At 56.1% G+C, this 14967-nt stretch carries 15 protein-coding genes and 1 pseudogene; 10 read left to right on the forward strand and 6 right to left on the reverse strand.

The window, feature by feature from the left end; genetic code table 11:
• The first annotated feature begins 24 nt into the window (after positions 1 to 24).
• Positions 25 to 675 carry a bifunctional tRNA pseudouridine(32) synthase/23S rRNA pseudouridine(746) synthase RluA gene (gene rluA, locus ACETPC_RS13590; RefSeq protein WP_380182067.1) on the forward strand — a complete coding sequence of 217 codons (651 nt, stop codon included), beginning with the start codon at positions 25 to 27 and terminating at the stop codon, positions 673 to 675.
• A 6-nt stretch (positions 676 to 681) separates the two neighbouring features.
• On the opposite strand, the gene ACETPC_RS13595 is transcribed toward rluA, so the two are convergent.
• The 5 genes and pseudogenes from ACETPC_RS13595 to djlA form a co-directional block, all read right to left on the reverse strand.
• Positions 682 to 1629 (reverse strand): glycyl-radical enzyme activating protein, encoded by a 948-nt coding sequence (locus ACETPC_RS13595; protein WP_380182069.1) that lies wholly within the window; start codon positions 1627 to 1629, stop codon positions 682 to 684.
• Positions 1589 to 3958 (reverse strand): annotated as a pseudogene (cutC, locus tag ACETPC_RS13600) (choline trimethylamine-lyase); the annotation flags it as partial. The gene ACETPC_RS13595 and the pseudogene cutC, both read right to left, overlap by 41 nt.
• A 20-nt stretch (positions 3959 to 3978) precedes the next feature.
• Entirely contained in the window at positions 3979 to 4305 is a 327-nt protein-coding gene (locus tag ACETPC_RS13605; protein WP_380182071.1) for a DMT family transporter, read from the reverse strand.
• Positions 4305 to 4667: a DMT family transporter gene (locus ACETPC_RS13610; protein WP_380182073.1), complete on the reverse strand. Its 363-nt coding sequence runs from the start codon at positions 4665 to 4667 to the stop codon at positions 4305 to 4307. The genes ACETPC_RS13605 and ACETPC_RS13610 overlap by 1 nt, the downstream gene beginning before the upstream one ends.
• A 296-nt stretch (positions 4668 to 4963) precedes the next feature.
• Positions 4964 to 5797 carry a co-chaperone DjlA gene (gene djlA / locus ACETPC_RS13615; protein WP_380182075.1) on the reverse strand — a complete coding sequence of 278 codons (834 nt, stop codon included), beginning with the start codon at positions 5795 to 5797 and terminating at the stop codon, positions 4964 to 4966.
• Between the two features lie 147 nt (positions 5798 to 5944).
• Between djlA and lptD the strand changes: the two genes are divergently transcribed.
• The 6 genes from lptD to apaH are packed head-to-tail and all read left to right on the forward strand — an operon-like array spanning position 5945 to position 12753.
• Entirely contained in the window at positions 5945 to 8341 is a 2397-nt protein-coding gene (lptD, locus tag ACETPC_RS13620) for an LPS assembly protein LptD (protein WP_380182077.1), read from the forward strand.
• A 54-nt stretch (positions 8342 to 8395) separates the two neighbouring features.
• A complete protein-coding gene (gene surA, locus ACETPC_RS13625) occupies positions 8396 to 9691 on the forward strand; it encodes a peptidylprolyl isomerase SurA (protein ID WP_380182079.1) in 1296 nt (431 codons plus the stop codon).
• Complete coding sequence (gene pdxA, locus ACETPC_RS13630; RefSeq protein ID WP_380182081.1) at positions 9681 to 10673, forward strand: 4-hydroxythreonine-4-phosphate dehydrogenase PdxA; 993 nt, start codon at positions 9681 to 9683, stop codon at positions 10671 to 10673. Before surA ends, pdxA begins: the two co-directional genes overlap by 11 nt.
• Positions 10666 to 11493, forward strand: a complete 828-nt coding sequence (gene rsmA, locus ACETPC_RS13635; RefSeq protein WP_380182083.1) for a 16S rRNA (adenine(1518)-N(6)/adenine(1519)-N(6))-dimethyltransferase RsmA — start codon at positions 10666 to 10668, stop codon at positions 11491 to 11493. Before pdxA ends, rsmA begins: the two co-directional genes overlap by 8 nt.
• A gap of 3 nt (positions 11494 to 11496) precedes the next feature.
• Positions 11497 to 11874, forward strand: coding sequence for a Co2+/Mg2+ efflux protein ApaG (gene apaG / locus ACETPC_RS13640; RefSeq protein WP_380182085.1), 378 nt, complete (start codon positions 11497 to 11499; stop codon positions 11872 to 11874).
• A gap of 48 nt (positions 11875 to 11922) precedes the next feature.
• Positions 11923 to 12753 (forward strand): bis(5'-nucleosyl)-tetraphosphatase (symmetrical) ApaH, encoded by an 831-nt coding sequence (gene apaH / locus ACETPC_RS13645; RefSeq protein ID WP_380182087.1) that lies wholly within the window; start codon positions 11923 to 11925, stop codon positions 12751 to 12753.
• Positions 12754 to 12785: 32 nt separating this feature from the next.
• On the opposite strand, the gene folA is transcribed toward apaH, so the two are convergent.
• Entirely contained in the window at positions 12786 to 13265 is a 480-nt protein-coding gene (gene folA, locus ACETPC_RS13650; protein ID WP_380182089.1) for a type 3 dihydrofolate reductase, read from the reverse strand.
• Positions 13266 to 13457: 192 nt separating this feature from the next.
• Here folA and ACETPC_RS13655 point away from each other — a divergent pair, with 192 nt between their 5' ends.
• The 3 genes from ACETPC_RS13655 (at position 13458) to ACETPC_RS13665 (ending at position 14933) form a co-directional block, all read left to right on the forward strand.
• The gene (locus ACETPC_RS13655; protein ID WP_380182091.1) at positions 13458 to 14072 is read left to right on the forward strand and encodes a LysE family translocator; all 615 of its coding nucleotides are present in this window, start codon (positions 13458 to 13460) and stop codon (positions 14070 to 14072) included.
• Positions 14073 to 14274: 202 nt separating this feature from the next.
• Complete coding sequence (locus tag ACETPC_RS13660; RefSeq protein WP_380182093.1) at positions 14275 to 14616, forward strand: toxin; 342 nt, start codon at positions 14275 to 14277, stop codon at positions 14614 to 14616.
• On the forward strand, positions 14613 to 14933 hold the full coding sequence (locus tag ACETPC_RS13665; RefSeq protein ID WP_380182095.1) for a helix-turn-helix domain-containing protein: 321 nt from the start codon (positions 14613 to 14615) through the stop codon (positions 14931 to 14933). Before ACETPC_RS13660 ends, ACETPC_RS13665 begins: the two co-directional genes overlap by 4 nt.
• Positions 14934 to 14967: the final 34 nt, after the last annotated feature.

The following is a 14967-nucleotide window of genomic DNA, read 5'->3' on the forward strand; positions in this document are numbered from 1 at the left end:
CGGTCGCCCCACACAGGCAGAAAGATGGAACCCTATAACCCTTCGCAAGATCCCTTAGCCGTTCTCTACCAGGACGAGCACATTATCGTGGTCAATAAACCCAGCGGCCTGCTGTCGGTGCCCGGTCGTCTGCCCGAGCATAAAGACAGCGTGATGACGCGTATCCAGCGCGATTTTCCGCTGGCGGAGTCCGTTCACCGTCTGGATATGGCAACCAGCGGCATTATCGCGGTGGCGCTGACCAAAGCGGCCGAGCGCGAATTAAAGCGACAGTTCCGCGAGCGTGAACCGCAAAAAACCTATCTGGCGCGCGTCTGGGGCCATCCTGAGCAGGAAAAGGGGTTAATCGATCTGCCGCTGATCTGCGACTGGCCGCAACGGCCAAAGCAGAAAGTCTGCTTTGAAACCGGCAAACCGGCGCAGACGGAGTACCAGGTGCTGGAGTACGCGGCGGATAACAGCGCGCGCGTGCAGCTAAAACCTATTACAGGCCGTTCCCACCAGCTGCGGGTGCATATGCTGGCGCTGGGCCATCCAATCCTGGGCGATAATTTCTACGCGCACGAAGAGGCCAGAGCAATGGCGCCGCGCCTGCTGCTGCATGCAGAGGTGCTGACTATCACCCATCCCAAATACCAGACGCCGATGACTTTCCGCCAGCCTGCGGATTTCTGATCGGCGCTATCCTATACAGTGAGAAAGCGTGGCGGTCGCCAACCCATAGCGGCCAGCCAGCTCTTCCAACACCGCCACCTGCGGCTTGCCGTGCCCCGCGTGCATCTCATCATACAGATAGTGCCTGTCTGACAGCGTGTATTTACGCAGGCCAAAGTTGTGATAAGGCAAGAGGTCGATACCCTGAAAGCAGCGGCTGTTCCGCGTTATGTCAGCGATAAGCCCTATTATCTTTTCCCCTTGTTCGCCGCTGTCGTTAACTTCGGGTATGACCGGAATGCGGATCCGCAGCGGGATATTTTGCTCCAGCAGCCGCGCCAGATTCTGTAAAATGCTGCGGTTGCTGACGCCGGTATAGCGCTGATGCAGCGCATCGTCGGCCAGCTTAAGATCGTACAAAATTAGCTGGCTAGCCTCGCAAGCCTGCCAGAGCGCGGGCCAGGCGGCGAAACCGGATGTTTCCACGGCGGTATGAATTCCCTCTTGCCTGGCGCTGTGCAGCAAAGCACGGGAAAACTCAGGCTGCATGGCGATCTCGCCGCCGCTAAGCGTCATGCCGCCGCCAGAAGTACGGTAATAAATTTCATCCGCCGCCACCGCGCGCATAACTTCCGCCACGCTGAGCGTTTTGCCCACTTTGCGCAATGCTGCCGCCGGGCAGTCGCCGTCATCCGGCCAGCTTGCATAGCTTATGGCATCCGTCTTCATCGCAGACTTGCCCGGACAAGAGTGCCAGCATGCCATTTTGGCGCAGCGCTGGCGATCGAACAGCACTTCCGGCTGGGGTGCCAGGCTTTCAGGATTAGCGCACCAGACACAGCGCATCTGGCAGCCTTTCAGAAACACCACGGTGCGCACGCCAGGCCCGTCATGCAAAGAGAAACGCTGGATATTAAAAACCCTGCCGCTCACCTCAGCTAAATGCGCGCAGCTCGCTACGGCTGATAATTTCATTTTGAACCTCACGGCTTAGCTCGACAAAAAAAGCGCTGTAGCCCGCCACCCGAATCATCAGATTGCGGTACTGCTCAGGGTTTTCCTGCGCTTTTTTCAGCGTTTCGTTATCCACGTAACTGAACTGCATCTGGGCATTGCCCAGCATGCTGGCGCTGCGCAACAGCGTAATAAGGCCCTGCTCACCCTCTTGCGTATCCAGAATACCGTGCAGCAGCTTGAAGTTATGCACCATGCCGATCTCCATCTCTTCGACATTGATACGGCCTACGGAATTGATAATGGCCGTTGGGCCCGCGTAGTCGGTTTGCTGCGAAGGACTGATGCCATCCGCCAGCGGCATGCCAGCCAGCCTGCCGCTGGGCAGCGCGCCGGTCGCCAGGCCAAAAGGCGTGTTATTGGAGATAGAAAGCGTGCCGTGCGTAAACGGGCCGTAAAGCATGCGGTACTGCCGATGTTCGTTTTCAATAAAGCGGATCAGGTCGCGGGCAATCAGATCGACCTCTTCGATATCGTTGCCGAATTTAGCAACGTTCAGACAGGCCGTACGCAGCGCTTCGTGGCCGCTAAAATTATCGCGCAGCGCCTGCGCCATCGTTTCCGGCGTCGCTATCTGCCGCTGATAGACCAGCTCGCGCATCGCCATCATCGCGTTGGCGTAATCCGCCATGCCTGTCCAGATCAAACCCGGCCCGTTGTTAATCAGCGCGCCGCCCTGCATCACATCCTTGCCCTGCGCCAGGCAGCCTTCCACCAGACAGGAGATAAAAGGCTTGGGCGCCAGCTCCCTGTGCAGCTTTTGTAGCATCAGCGTGGCTTCGGCAGCCTGCTTAACGATATGGCGCAGCTGCGCTTTAACCGCTTCTTCAAACGCCTCCCAGCTTTTCAGATCCGCCGCCGTGCCGGTTTGCGGCCCCATCTGGCGGCCGCTGGCGCTTTTGCCGTCGTTAAGCGCCAGCTCTATGGCACAGGTAAAGGTGGTATAGCCTACCGAGGTCCACTGGTAGATGCGCCCGGCGCGCTGCGGTTCTACGCAGCCCATCAGGCAATAGTCGCGAGCATCTTCGTAATCAAAACCTTTACGCAGCATCATTTTGATATGGGCATCGTCAAAATGGCACGCCGGGAAGCCGATACCCGCGCGGATTACCTCAACGATTTTGCGCATAAAGGGCTGCGGCGACTGGTTATGAATACGCACCGCCAGGCTTGGCTGATAAATTTTCAGCCTGCGCGAACAGTCCATAATCAGCAGAGAAAGCGGATTGGTGGCATCGCCGCCCTCGCGCTTCTGACCGCCGACCACCAGATTGACGAAAGGTTGATAGCCAGCGAAATACATAGCGGAGTCGGCGCTGCAGATCCACATGCACTCCGACATTTTGATCATCCAGCAGCAGAGCAGCTCTTCCGCCTGTTCCAGCGTCAGCCTTCCCGCAGCCAGATCCGCCTCCAGCAGCGGCCAGAGATACTGATCGACGCGTCCCAGCGAAATGCCGGTCTGGTTCTCTTCAAGGATAAACAGCGACTGGGCGAACCAGATCGCCTGCAGCGCCTCGTAAAAATTAGCTGGCGGCTGTTCCGGTACGCGACGGCAGATAGCAGCCAGCTGTTCCAGTTCGGCCCTGCGCTGCGCATCTGCCGTTTCCTGCGCCAGCGCCTGCGCATAGTCGGCATAGCGGTTTGCGTAATCCACCACGCCCCGGCAGGTTTCAACTATCGCCTGGTAAAAGTAGCGCCTCTCCTGATCTTCCGGACAGGTCGATGACAGGGCGTTTAGCGCCGCTTCTGCTTCAGCACACACGCCGCCCATGCCTTTCTGCAGCAGAATGATATCGTAGCCAGGACAGGTGTCGCCGCCGCCGTTCTGCGTTTTAATGCTTAAATCGCAGATACCTTCCACCGTGCTCCATTCCCAGAGGCCGGCATGGCGCAGTTGCGTTTCCGCCATTTCATCCAGCGAGCGTCCCTGCCAGAAAGGAAAGATCTCTTCGCGCAGCTCGCGCTTGACCTCTTCGCTAATTTCATAAGGATCCTGGGCGCGCGTTGACATCGTTTCCAGCTCATCCGCTACCCAGCGCCAGGCTATCTCCGGCGAGATCTCGCCACCGCGAGCCGCCCCAGCCGGATGGCTGATAATCAGCTCATCATCTGCAATCACTAAGGGTGCCTGTTGACAGGCGTGCCGAAAGGCCATCGCGCGCAGAAGAATGGCGGGCATGCCGGGATAGCGGCGATAAATTTCGGTGACTGCTCTGGCGCGGGCTGCGGAAATAAAAGGTTTCGCCTGTAGATAGCGCTCGCGCAAACGATCGATCCTGGGTAAAAGCACTGGGCTGACGTCGGTCATTAAAAAATCCCCAAAGTGATACAGCCGATAACGATAAGCCCGATGCCGATAACGGAATATTTATCGAGCTTATGGCGAAAAAAAATTGCGCCGACCAGGCTGATAATAACAATGCCAAGTCCAGCCCAGAGGGCGTAAGCAAGCCCGACGGAAAGCAGAACAATGGCTTTCGATAAAGCGTAGAAACAGACAACATAAATAATCATTACGCCCAGAGCTAATCGCCAGCGTGTAAAGTTATTGGTTTTGGGCAGCAGGCTGGTCGCCAGCACCTCCAGCAAAATAGCAACAAAAAGCCACAGCATTCCGATAAGCGTACTGTGCATTATTTACTACCTTCGATCGCAGAAGTTCTTTCGCTTTTTGCTAATAAATTAATAACCATCACGCCTGCTATTATCATGGTAATACCGATAAAGCCGCCAGTGCTCAACGTAACATGGAAGCGAAGGTAATTAATTAAAGCGCTCATTACGATGCCCGTGCCAGCCCATAGCGCATAGGCCAGGCCCAGCGGGAATCTTTTCAGCGACAGCGTCAGAAAATAATAGGCGAGAACGTAGCAAGCCAGCGCCATTATCGTTGGCGGCAGCGATGACATCCCTCTGGAGTAGGCCAGCAGCATAGTGGCGGTAATTTCTGCGGCTATTGCTATGCAAAGAAAAAGAGAATATTTATATTTTTCCATATATTATTAATTTAGATTAATTTTTTCCGGGTTTAGTTTTATCATAGCGGCGCGCTTTTAAACCCAGCATAAACATTCTCTTTTTGCCCAGCCTGCTTTGTCTCCATTTATCATTTGTTATATTATGCGGCAAACGCCAGCCAGAGCCCGACTCAACCTTATAAAAAAATTATTAATTGAAGTCTAAAACTTAATCAGCGAATTATTAATAATTACTCAGGGTTTATGCTAAATAAATTAGCCAGGCGGTTAAAAGGACAAGGCCGGAAGAAACGATCCCTCCGGCCAGGGAATAACTATTTAAAGCCTTTCTCACGCTTGATCAGATCGTAAGCGGCCTGAATTTCCTGCGCTTTTTGCTTGGCCATCTCCATCATTTGCGGCGGCAGGCCCTTTGCCACCAGCTTGTCCGGATGATGTTCGCTCATTAGCTTACGGTAGGCGCGTTTGATAGTGGCCACATCGTCGCTGCTTTTTACCCCCAGTACGCTACAGGCATCTTCCAGCGTCGGCCCGCGCTGTTGCGCATAGCCCTGTGAACCGCCGCCCTGCTGGTACTGATAGTGGCCGTGGCTGCCGCCGCCGAACTGCTGTCCGCCCTGCATCATGCGTAAAAACTGATCGAACTGCGCATGGGAGATGCCCAGCTCTTCCGCAATCACGTACAGAACCTGCCGCTCGTTGGGATGCAGCGAGCCGTCGGCGAACGCTGCCTGAATCTGGATTTCCAGAAACATCCTAATCAGATCGAAGCGGCCAAAGCAGGCGCTGCGTAGCTCCCGCAGCTTATCGCGCAGCGGATAGCCGCTTTCCTTGCCCTGGCGAAAAGCCTGCTGGGCCGCCGTTCTGGCTTCGCCGTGCAGCTGCATGCGTTCCATCAACAGCGATGCCATCTGGATATCCGCATCGGTGACGCGGCCCTTGGACTTGGTCAGATGGCCCATAACCTGAAAGGTCGTGCTGAAAAAAAGCGCCTGACGGGTCTGCTGATTGGCAAAATAGCCCTGACCTTGTACCGCTCGCGCCTTATCGATCAGATGACCAAACAGCAGGCCAATCGCTATGCCCCAAAAGCCGGTGCCGCTTAACAATCCCAGCACAAGCCCGATTACTTTTCCCCAATAGCGCATATACTCCTCAATTCGCCATGCTGAAGGCTAAAAATTGCATTATCATACCCGTCATTTATCTCTGAGCCTAACGGCAACGCGGTCAAACAGCCTGGATAACACTAGCGCAACGCAGTTGAGTGCGTTAGTCTCTGACCGTTTGTCGGCATGATGCCAGCTATCACGGAATTTTCGATACCGCGTATGAAAAAACGACTACCTACTTTGCTGGCCACGCTTATCGGCTCAGCGCTCTACAGCCAGCAGGGTCTGGCAGATGACCTTGCCTCGCAGTGTATGCTGGGCGTGCCGAGCTATAATCGGCCGCTGGTGCAGGGTAAAAACACCAACGAGCTGCCGGTTACTATCAACGCGGATCAAGCGAAAGGCAACTACCCTGACGACGCGGTATTTACCGGCAATGTCGATATTCGTCAGGGCAACAGCCAGCTGCTTTCCGATGAGGTGCAGCTGCACCAGCGCCAGCAGCCAGGCCAGACCACGCCGGTGCGAACCGTTGACGCGTTGGGTAATGTGCATTACGACGACAATCAGGTCATCCTGAAAGGTCCGAAAGCCTGGTCAAATCTGAACACCAAAGACACTAACGTCTGGAACGGTACTTACCAGATGGTGGGCCGCCAGGGGCGCGGCAGCGGCGATCAGATGAAGCTGCGCGGCGAGAATCGCTATACCATTCTGGAAAACGGCACTTTTACCTCCTGTCTGCCCGGCGACAATAGCTGGAGCGTGGCGGGCACGCAGGTCATTGAAGACCGCGAAGAGCAGGTGGCGGAAATCTGGAATGCCCGCTTTAAGATCGGTGCAGTGCCGGTGCTCTATAGCCCCTACCTGCAGCTGCCGATTGGCGATCGCCGCCGTTCGGGCTTCCTGATCCCCAATGCCAAATACGGCAGCTCAAACGGCTTCGAGTTTATTCTGCCTTATTACTGGAACATCGCGCCGCAGGCGGATGCTACCATTACGCCGCACTATATGAGCAAGCGCGGGCTGCAATGGCAGAACGAATTCCGCTACCTGACCAAAGCGGGCGCGGGCCTGATCGAGTTCGACTATCTGCCAACTGACGATCAGTACAACAAGGATGCGGCAACGCGAGGCCTTTCGGACGAGAAAGACTCTAACCGCTGGCTCTTCTTCTGGCGCCATTCCGGCGTCTATGACCAGAACTGGCGCTTTAACGTCGACTATACCAAGGTTAGCGATCCCTATTACTTTACCGATCTGGATTCCACCTACGGCGACTCGACCGACGGCTACGTTACACAGAAATTTAGCGTAGGCTACGCAGAAAAAAACTGGGACGCGACGCTGTCGACCAAACAGTTCCAGATCTTCTCTACCCAAACCAATAACGACGTCTATCGCGCCGAGCCGCAGTTCGATTTTAACTACTATCAGAACAATGTTGGCCCGTTCGATACGCATCTCTATGCGCAGGCAGTGAAGTTCACCAACGTTAACGAATCCTACCCAGATGCGACCCGACTGCACCTGGAGCCGACGATTAACCTGCCGCTTTCCAACGGCTGGGGCAGCATCAACACCGAAGCGAAGCTGCTGGCAACGCACTATCAGCAGGACGACGTCGAGTACTACAACAACAATGTCGATACCAGCAAGGTCAACCAGTTAAAAAGCAGTGTGAACCGCGTGATGCCGCAGTTCAAGGTTGACGGCAAGATGGTCTTTGACCGCGATATGGACTGGTCAGAAGGCTACACGCAGACGCTGGAGCCGCGCCTGCAGTACCTTTACATCCCTTACCGCGACCAGAGCACCATCCGCGCCTACGACTCTACGCTGCTGCAAAGCGACTATACCGGCCTGTTCCGCGATCGTACCTACAGCGGCCTGGACCGTATCGCTTCGGCCAATCAGCTCACCAGCGGCGTGACTACGCGAATATTTGATAACGATCTGGTTGAACGTTTTAACGCTTCCATTGGTCAAATCTACTCGTTTACCCCGTCCCGTACCGGACTGGAAAGCGCAGACAGCGACGATCGCGGCAGCCTGGTCTGGGCTGGCGATACTTACTGGAAGATTAGCGATCGCTGGGGCGCGCGCGGCGGCGTGCAGTACGATACCCGCCTCGATAACGTCTCCCAGGGCAATGCCGTGCTGGAATATCGCCGGGATGCCGACCGCATGGTGCAGCTGAACTATCGCTACACCAGCCCGGAATATATCCAGCAGACGCTGAGCCAGATCACCAACCCTGGCTATCAGCAGGGGATTTCGCAGGTAGGTGCGACGGCAAGCTGGCCAATCGCCGACGCCTGGTCGGTAGTGGGCGCCTGGTATTACGATACCAAGGCCAAACAGCCTGCCGATCAGCTGCTGGGCGTGCAGTACAGCTCCTGCTGCTACGCTATCCGTCTGGGTTACGAGCGCAAGATCACCAGCTGGGAAAACGACAGCAGTACGTATGACAACAAAATCTCGTTCAACATTGAGCTGCGCGGCCTGAGCCCATCCTACAGTCTGGGCACCGGGCAAATGCTGCGCCAGGGCATCCTGCCTTATCAGCGCTCTTTCTGATGTTGTGATAATTAGTATGCCAACCCGCAGTGCGGATAGGAAAATGGAAAAAGTATGAAGAACTGGAGAATGCTGATCCTGGGAGCCGCGCTAACCGCCAGCTCCGCGTTTGCAGCACCGCAAGTTGTTGATAAAGTAGCCGCCGTAGTTAATAACGGCGTGGTTTTAGAAAGCGACGTCGACGGCATGATGCGCTCGGTAAAAAGCCAGGCCCAGCAGGCTGGCCAGCAGCTGCCGGACGATAAAACGCTTCGCCATCAGATCGTTGAACGTCTGGTAATGGATAATATTCTGTTGCAGATGGCAAAACAGGCCGGGATCCAGATCCAGGACGATCAGCTCGATCAGGCTATTGCCAACATCGCCGCCCAGAACAAAATGAGCGTCGATCAGCTGCGCAGCCGTCTGGCCTACGATGGTATGAACTATGCCACCTACCGTGAGCAGATCCGTAAAGAGATGACGATTGCCGAAGTGCGCAACAACGAAGTACGCCGTCGCGTCACTATCCTGCCGCAGGAAGTGGATTCGCTGGCGACCCAGGTCTCTTCGCAGAATAACGCTTCTACCGAGCTGAACCTCAGCCACATTCTGCTGCCGCTGCCGGAAAACCCGACACAGCAGCAGGTAGACGAGCAGGAAGATCTGGCGAAGCAGCTGGTCAGCCAGGCGAAAGGTGGCGCGGACTTCGGCAAGCTGGCTATCACCTATTCCGCCGATCCCCAGGCGCTGAAAGGCGGCAACATGGGTTGGGGACGTATTCAGGAACTGCCTTCACTGTTCGCCCAGTCGCTGGTCGTGGCTAAAAAAGGCGATATCATCGGCCCAATCCGTTCCGGCGTCGGCTTTCATATTTTGAAAGTAAACGATATCCGCGGCGACAAGCAGAGCATTTCGGTAACGGAAGTGCATGCGCGTCATATTCTGTTGAAGCCATCGCCGATCATGACCGACGACCAGGCGCGCCAGAAGCTGACTCAGGTTGCAGCCGACATCAACAGCGGTAAAACCTCTTTTGCCCAGGCGGCTAAACAGCTTTCTCAGGATCCGGGCTCTGCCAACCAGGGCGGCGATCTGGGCTGGAGCTCGCCGGAAGTTTACGATCCGGCATTCCGCGATGCGCTGCTGAAGCTGAAAAAAGGCCAGATGAGCGCGCCGGTGCACTCTTCTTTCGGCTGGCATCTGATCCAGCTGATCGATACCCGCCAGGTGGATAAAACCGATGCGGCGCAGAAAGAGCGTGCCTACCGCCTGCTGTTTAACCGTAAGTTCGCAGAAGAAGCGCAAACCTGGATGCAGGAGCAGCGCGCCTCTGCCTACGTGAAAATTCTGGATGCCAATGCTCAGTAATATGCGCGTGGCGATCACTCCCGGCGAACCCGCCGGGATTGGTCCCGATGTCACTCTGCAACTGGCCCAGCGCGACTGGCCAGTTGAACTGGTCGTCGTCGCCGATCCAGCTTTGCTGCGCGCTCGCGCAGCAAAGCTGGGCCTTCCTCTGACGCTGCATGAATATCAGCCGGGCGTCGCCGCCAGGCCGCAGGCTGCCGGAACGCTGACGGTTCTGCCCGTCGCGGCGCCACAGCCGGTCAAAGCGGGCGAGCTGAGCGTCGCTAATGGCCGCTACGTGCTGGAAACCCTGGCACGCGCCTGCGACGGCTGTCTTAACGGCGAGTTCGCGGCGCTGGTTACCGGCCCGGTACATAAAGGCGTCATTAACGATGCCGGCGTGCCGTTCAGCGGCCATACGGAGTTCTTTGCCGAACGCGCCAGCTGTTCTCGCGTGGTGATGATGCTGGCAACGGAAGAGCTGCGGGTGGCGCTGGCTACCACACACCTGCCGCTGAAAGATGTTTCTGCTGCCATCACCCGCGACAGCCTGCATGAAGTTATTAGTATTCTGCATGCCGATTTACAGAGTAAATTCGGCCTGGCGCAGCCGCATATCTTTGTCTGCGGCCTCAACCCGCACGCGGGCGAAGGCGGCCACATGGGACGTGAAGAGATCGACGTCATCATTCCCGCGCTTGACGAGCTGCGCCGTAGCGGCATGCAGCTAACCGGCCCGCTGCCGGCCGACACGCTTTTTCAGCCCAAATATCTACAGCATGCCGATGCGGTTCTGGCGATGTACCATGACCAGGGCCTGCCGGTATTGAAATACCAGGGCTTCGGACGGGCGGTGAATATCACGCTCGGCCTGCCCTTTATCCGCACCTCCGTTGATCACGGCACCGCTTTAGAGCTGGCAGGCCAGGGCAACGCGGATGCGGGCAGCTTTATTACGGCGCTTAACCTCGCCATCACCATGATCAAGAGCAGTAATGAATAATCGCGTCCATCAGGGCCATTTCGCCCGCAAACGTTTCGGCCAGAACTTCCTTAACGATCAGTACATTATCGACAGCATCGTCTCTGCAATCCACCCACAGGCGGGCGAGGCGGTCGTTGAGATCGGCCCCGGTCTGGGCGCGTTAACCGAACCGGTTGGCGACAGGCTGGAAGCGATGACGGTAATTGAACTCGACCGCGATCTGGCGGCTCGTTTACAGACCCATCCTTTCCTGGGCCCTAAGTTAACTATTTTCCAGCAGGATGCCATGACCTTTGATTTCGCGGCCTACGCCCGTGAAAAAGGCCAGTCTCTGCGCGTCTTCGGCAACCTGCCCTACAATATCTCTACGCCGTTGATGTTCCACCTTTTCAGCTATACTGATGCGATCCGCGACATGCACTTTATGTTGCAGAAAGAGGTGGTCAACCGTCTGGTAGCCGGGCCGGGCAGCAAAGCTTACGGCCGCCTGACGGTGATGGCGCAATATTATTGTCAGGTGATCCCGGTACTGGAAGTGCCGCCGGAATCCTTTACGCCAGCGCCAAAGGTGGATTCCGCCGTAGTGCGTCTGGTGCCGCATGCCACGCTTCCTCATCCGGTGCAGGATATCAAAGTCCTGAGCAGGATCACTACCGAAGCGTTCGGCAAGCGCCGTAAAACCCTGCGCAACAGCCTCGGCCATCTGTTCACGCTGGAAGCGCTGCAGGAGATGAATATCGATCCGACGCTGCGCGCGGAAAACATCTCTGTGGCACAGTACTGCCAGCTGGCTAACTGGCTGTCCGCGCATCCTCAGCAGCCGCCGCAGGAGAGTTAAACCATGAGCGATACGCCCCGAGTTTGTGTGCATGTTCAGAGCGCTTATATTGCGTCGCAGTCCGCGCCGGAAGAGAACCGCTACGTTTTTGCCTACACCATTACTATCCGTAACCTGGGGCGTCACGCCGTGCAACTGCTGGGCCGCTACTGGCTGATCACCAACGGCAACGGCCGCGAAACGGAAGTTCAGGGCGAAGGTGTGATCGGCGAACAGCCTTTTATCGCGTCCGGCAGCGAATTCCAGTATACCAGCGGCGCAGTACTGGAAACCCCTATGGGCACCATGCAGGGACATTACGAGATGATCGACAGCGAGGGCGAAGCCTTCCGCGTGGCGATCCCGGTGTTCCGTCTGGCCATTCCCAGCCATATTCACTAATTCTGATTGCGATCCGGGCGCTGCCCGGCGCAGAGGTTCGGATTTTTTATGAGCACTTACCTGATTGGCGACATTCACGGCTGCTATGACGAATTCCGGTCGCTGCTGCGGCAGGTGGCCTTCGATCCCGCGCGTGACAGCCTCTGGCTAACGGGCGATCTGGTGGCGCGTGGCCCTGATTCGCTGGAAGTCCTGCGCTATGTCCGTTCGCTGGGCGACGCCGTCAAAATAGTGCTGGGCAATCACGATCTGCATCTGCTGGCCGTGTTTGCCGGCATCAGCCGCAACAAGCCAAAAGATCGTCTGACGCCGCTGCTGGAGGCGGAAGATGCAGACGAGCTGATCAACTGGCTGCGTCGCCAGCCGCTGCTGCAGGTCGATGAAGAGAAAAAGCTGGTGATGGCGCATGCGGGGATTACGCCGCAGTGGGATCTTGCCACGGCGCAAACCTGCGCCCGCGAGGTCGAGGCCGTACTCGCCAGCGATACCTATCCGCTGTTTCTGGATGCCATGTACGGCGATATGCCTAACAACTGGACGCCGGAGTTAAGCGGCCTGGCCCGGCTGCGCTTCAGCACCAATGCGCTGACCCGCATGCGTTTTTGCTTTCCTAACGGCCAGCTGGATATGATCTGTAAGGATACGCCTGCTTCGGCACCCGCGCCGCTGAAGCCGTGGTTCGCCATTCCCGGCCCGGTGTCGCGCGACTATACCATTGTATTTGGCCACTGGGCTTCGCTGGAAGGTAAAGGCACGCCGGAAGGCATTTTAGGGCTGGATACCGGCTGCTGCTGGGGCGGTAACCTGACCATGCTGCGCTGGGAGGATAAAACCTGGTTTACCCAGGCCTCAAACCGCGAGCGCGCAACAGAAGAGTAAATAAAAAGGGCGGAGATTATCCGCCCTTGTTTTTAACGTCGGTCGAGAATTTCGAAACAGTAGCTGTGAGTATTTTTCTCGTCAGCATCGTGAAATTCGCTGAAGGTTGACTGCCACTGATCCGGCTCATAGTCCGGGAAAGTGGTGTCGCCTTCGACTTCTGCATCAATATGCGTCAGGTAAAGACGATCGGCGCGCGGCAGCAGCTGTTCATAAACGCGCCCGCCGCCAATAACCATAATCTCTTCGGCTTCGCCCGCCGCCTTCAGCGCCTCTTCAATTGAGGAGACCCAGGTAACACCTTCTGCCTCGCCCTGCTGACTGCTGATAACGATATTCAATCTGTTCGGCAGCGGACGGCCGATGGATTCAAAAGTGCGGCGCCCCATAATAACCGGCTTGTTCAGGGTGTTTTGCTTAAACCAGGCCAGGTCGGCTGGCAGATGCCACGGCATCGCATTTTCCATCCCAATAACGCGGTCGGCCGCCATGGCCGCAATCAGGCTTATCATCTGAACATACTCACAAGGTGTAAAATTGGCGCCATCATACGTAAAGGCGAAACTTTCGTCGATAGCAAAGGTTAGCGAATTACGTAAAGGTTTCCTGGCCAGCCTTTGCGTGTCTTTTAGCAGAACTTCGGGCTAAAATAGCCGCAGCAACCGACTAATTATCCCTTTTTCCTGAAAAAGCGCCAGAACATCATGTTAGAGACCAGCTTCCTTATCGCTACTATTGCAGCCCTGGGCATGCTTTCGCCCGGCCCCGACTTTTTTCTGATCATCAAAAATGCGGCGCGCTATCCTCGCCGAGCGGCCTTAATGACAGCGCTGGGCGTCAACTGCGCCGTAGCGACACATATGACCTACTGCGTCGCCGGTCTGGCCGTGGTGATCACCACCACGCCGTGGCTATTTATGCTGCTGAAGTATGCTGGCGCGGCTTACCTTATCTATGTGGGCATTCAGGCCCTGCTGTCACGCGGCGGCGGCAAAATGGATCTTAGCGGCGTAGCGCCGGAAAAAACTTCCCTGAAGAAAGCCTTTATGCAGGGCTATCTCTGCAATCTGTTGAACCCGAAAGCGACCCTGTTTTTTCTGTCGATGTTCACTCAGGTGCTGAACGTAAACTCAGGCCTGGGCGAAAAAATTTGGTATGCGGGCATTATATTAACGCTCTCTTCCCTCTGGTGGCCGACGCTGGTCATCCTGATCCAGAGCGCGCCGGTGCGTCGCGGTCTGGCTAAAGCGCAAAAGGTTATCGATAAGCTACTGGGAACCGTACTGATAGCCTTCGGCATTAAAGTCGCTCTCTCCTGATCGAGGTGCCGCAGGCCTGCGGCGCCTTTGCTTTTCCTCTCTTTTCCCCGGGCGCAAAAAACCTGCGAGACATTACGCAATCCCGGCATCTTTTCCGGGTGCCTTGCGCTGCCGCAGGCATAATAAGCGGCGAAACATTGATCAAACACATTGAACTAACCTTTATATGGGGATAGTTTAACCGGGAAAAGGAGTGATGGCAGTGGATGCTTTATTTATTGAATTGCCCCCTTTCGCACGCCACCGCGCAGATTACCTGTCTGACGAAGCTTTTCGCAGCCTGCAAAATTTGCTGCTGCTTTCGCCCTGGTGCGGCGATGTTATGCAGCATACAGGCGGCCTGCGCAAGCTCAGGCTGGGCGATGCGAACCGTCAACAGGGAAAACGCGGCGGCCTGCGGATCGTCTACTACTGGTGGCAGGAGAAAAAGCAGTTTCTTCTTTTTACGCTCTATAACAAGGGCGAGATGAGCGATCTGACGCCTGCGCAGAAAACGCTGCTGCGTCAGCTGCTGGATAAACATATAGCGGAAACGGAACCATGAAAAAACGTGATTTATTTACCGAACTGGTCGAGGGAATGGATGCCTGGGGCGAGCTGAATGCGGGCAAAAAAACCCTTAAAACCCATCGGCTGAGTATTACGCGCGATATCAGGCTGACGGCAGAAGAGCTGCGGAAAATACGCGAGTCGCTGCAGCTCTCCCAGGCCCTGTTCGCGCAGTATTTGCATACCGGCCTCACCACTTACCAGAACTGGGAACAGGGTCGTGCCAAACCCAATAACCAGGCGATCCTGCTGATCAAAATGGTCGAGAAAGATCCTGAGCTGCTGCAAACGCTGGCGGCGCTGTCTGCGTAAAGCCCGGCTGGCGGCCCCGTTTGCCGTTTTGAGC

The sequence above is a fragment of the Pantoea sp. sgz302252 genome (assembly GCF_042610525.1).
Taxonomy (GTDB): domain Bacteria; phylum Pseudomonadota; class Gammaproteobacteria; order Enterobacterales; family Enterobacteriaceae; genus Erwinia.

What these genes read in the sequence shown, in the direction of transcription:
- rluA (WP_380182067.1), top strand. Translation starts at nt 25, where the DNA reads ATGGAACCCTATAACCCTTCGCAAGATCCCTTAGCCGTTCTCTACCAG.
- ACETPC_RS13595 (WP_380182069.1), bottom strand. Translation starts at nt 1,629, where the DNA reads ATGAAATTATCAGCCGTAGCGAGCTGCGCGCATTTAGCTGAGGTGAGC.
- ACETPC_RS13605 (WP_380182071.1), bottom strand. Translation starts at nt 4,305, where the DNA reads ATGCACAGTACGCTTATCGGAATGCTGTGGCTTTTTGTTGCTATTTTG.
- ACETPC_RS13610 (WP_380182073.1), bottom strand. Translation starts at nt 4,667, where the DNA reads ATGGAAAAATATAAATATTCTCTTTTTCTTTGCATAGCAATAGCCGCA.
- djlA (WP_380182075.1), bottom strand. Translation starts at nt 5,797, where the DNA reads ATGCGCTATTGGGGAAAAGTAATCGGGCTTGTGCTGGGATTGTTAAGC.
- lptD (WP_380182077.1), top strand. Translation starts at nt 5,945, where the DNA reads ATGATGCCAGCTATCACGGAATTTTCGATACCGCGTATGAAAAAACGA.
- surA (WP_380182079.1), top strand. Translation starts at nt 8,396, where the DNA reads ATGAAGAACTGGAGAATGCTGATCCTGGGAGCCGCGCTAACCGCCAGC.
- pdxA (WP_380182081.1), top strand. Translation starts at nt 9,681, where the DNA reads ATGCTCAGTAATATGCGCGTGGCGATCACTCCCGGCGAACCCGCCGGG.
- rsmA (WP_380182083.1), top strand. Translation starts at nt 10,666, where the DNA reads ATGAATAATCGCGTCCATCAGGGCCATTTCGCCCGCAAACGTTTCGGC.
- apaG (WP_380182085.1), top strand. Translation starts at nt 11,497, where the DNA reads ATGAGCGATACGCCCCGAGTTTGTGTGCATGTTCAGAGCGCTTATATT.
- apaH (WP_380182087.1), top strand. Translation starts at nt 11,923, where the DNA reads ATGAGCACTTACCTGATTGGCGACATTCACGGCTGCTATGACGAATTC.
- folA (WP_380182089.1), bottom strand. Translation starts at nt 13,265, where the DNA reads ATGATAAGCCTGATTGCGGCCATGGCGGCCGACCGCGTTATTGGGATG.
- ACETPC_RS13655 (WP_380182091.1), top strand. Translation starts at nt 13,458, where the DNA reads ATGTTAGAGACCAGCTTCCTTATCGCTACTATTGCAGCCCTGGGCATG.
- ACETPC_RS13665 (WP_380182095.1), top strand. Translation starts at nt 14,613, where the DNA reads ATGAAAAAACGTGATTTATTTACCGAACTGGTCGAGGGAATGGATGCC.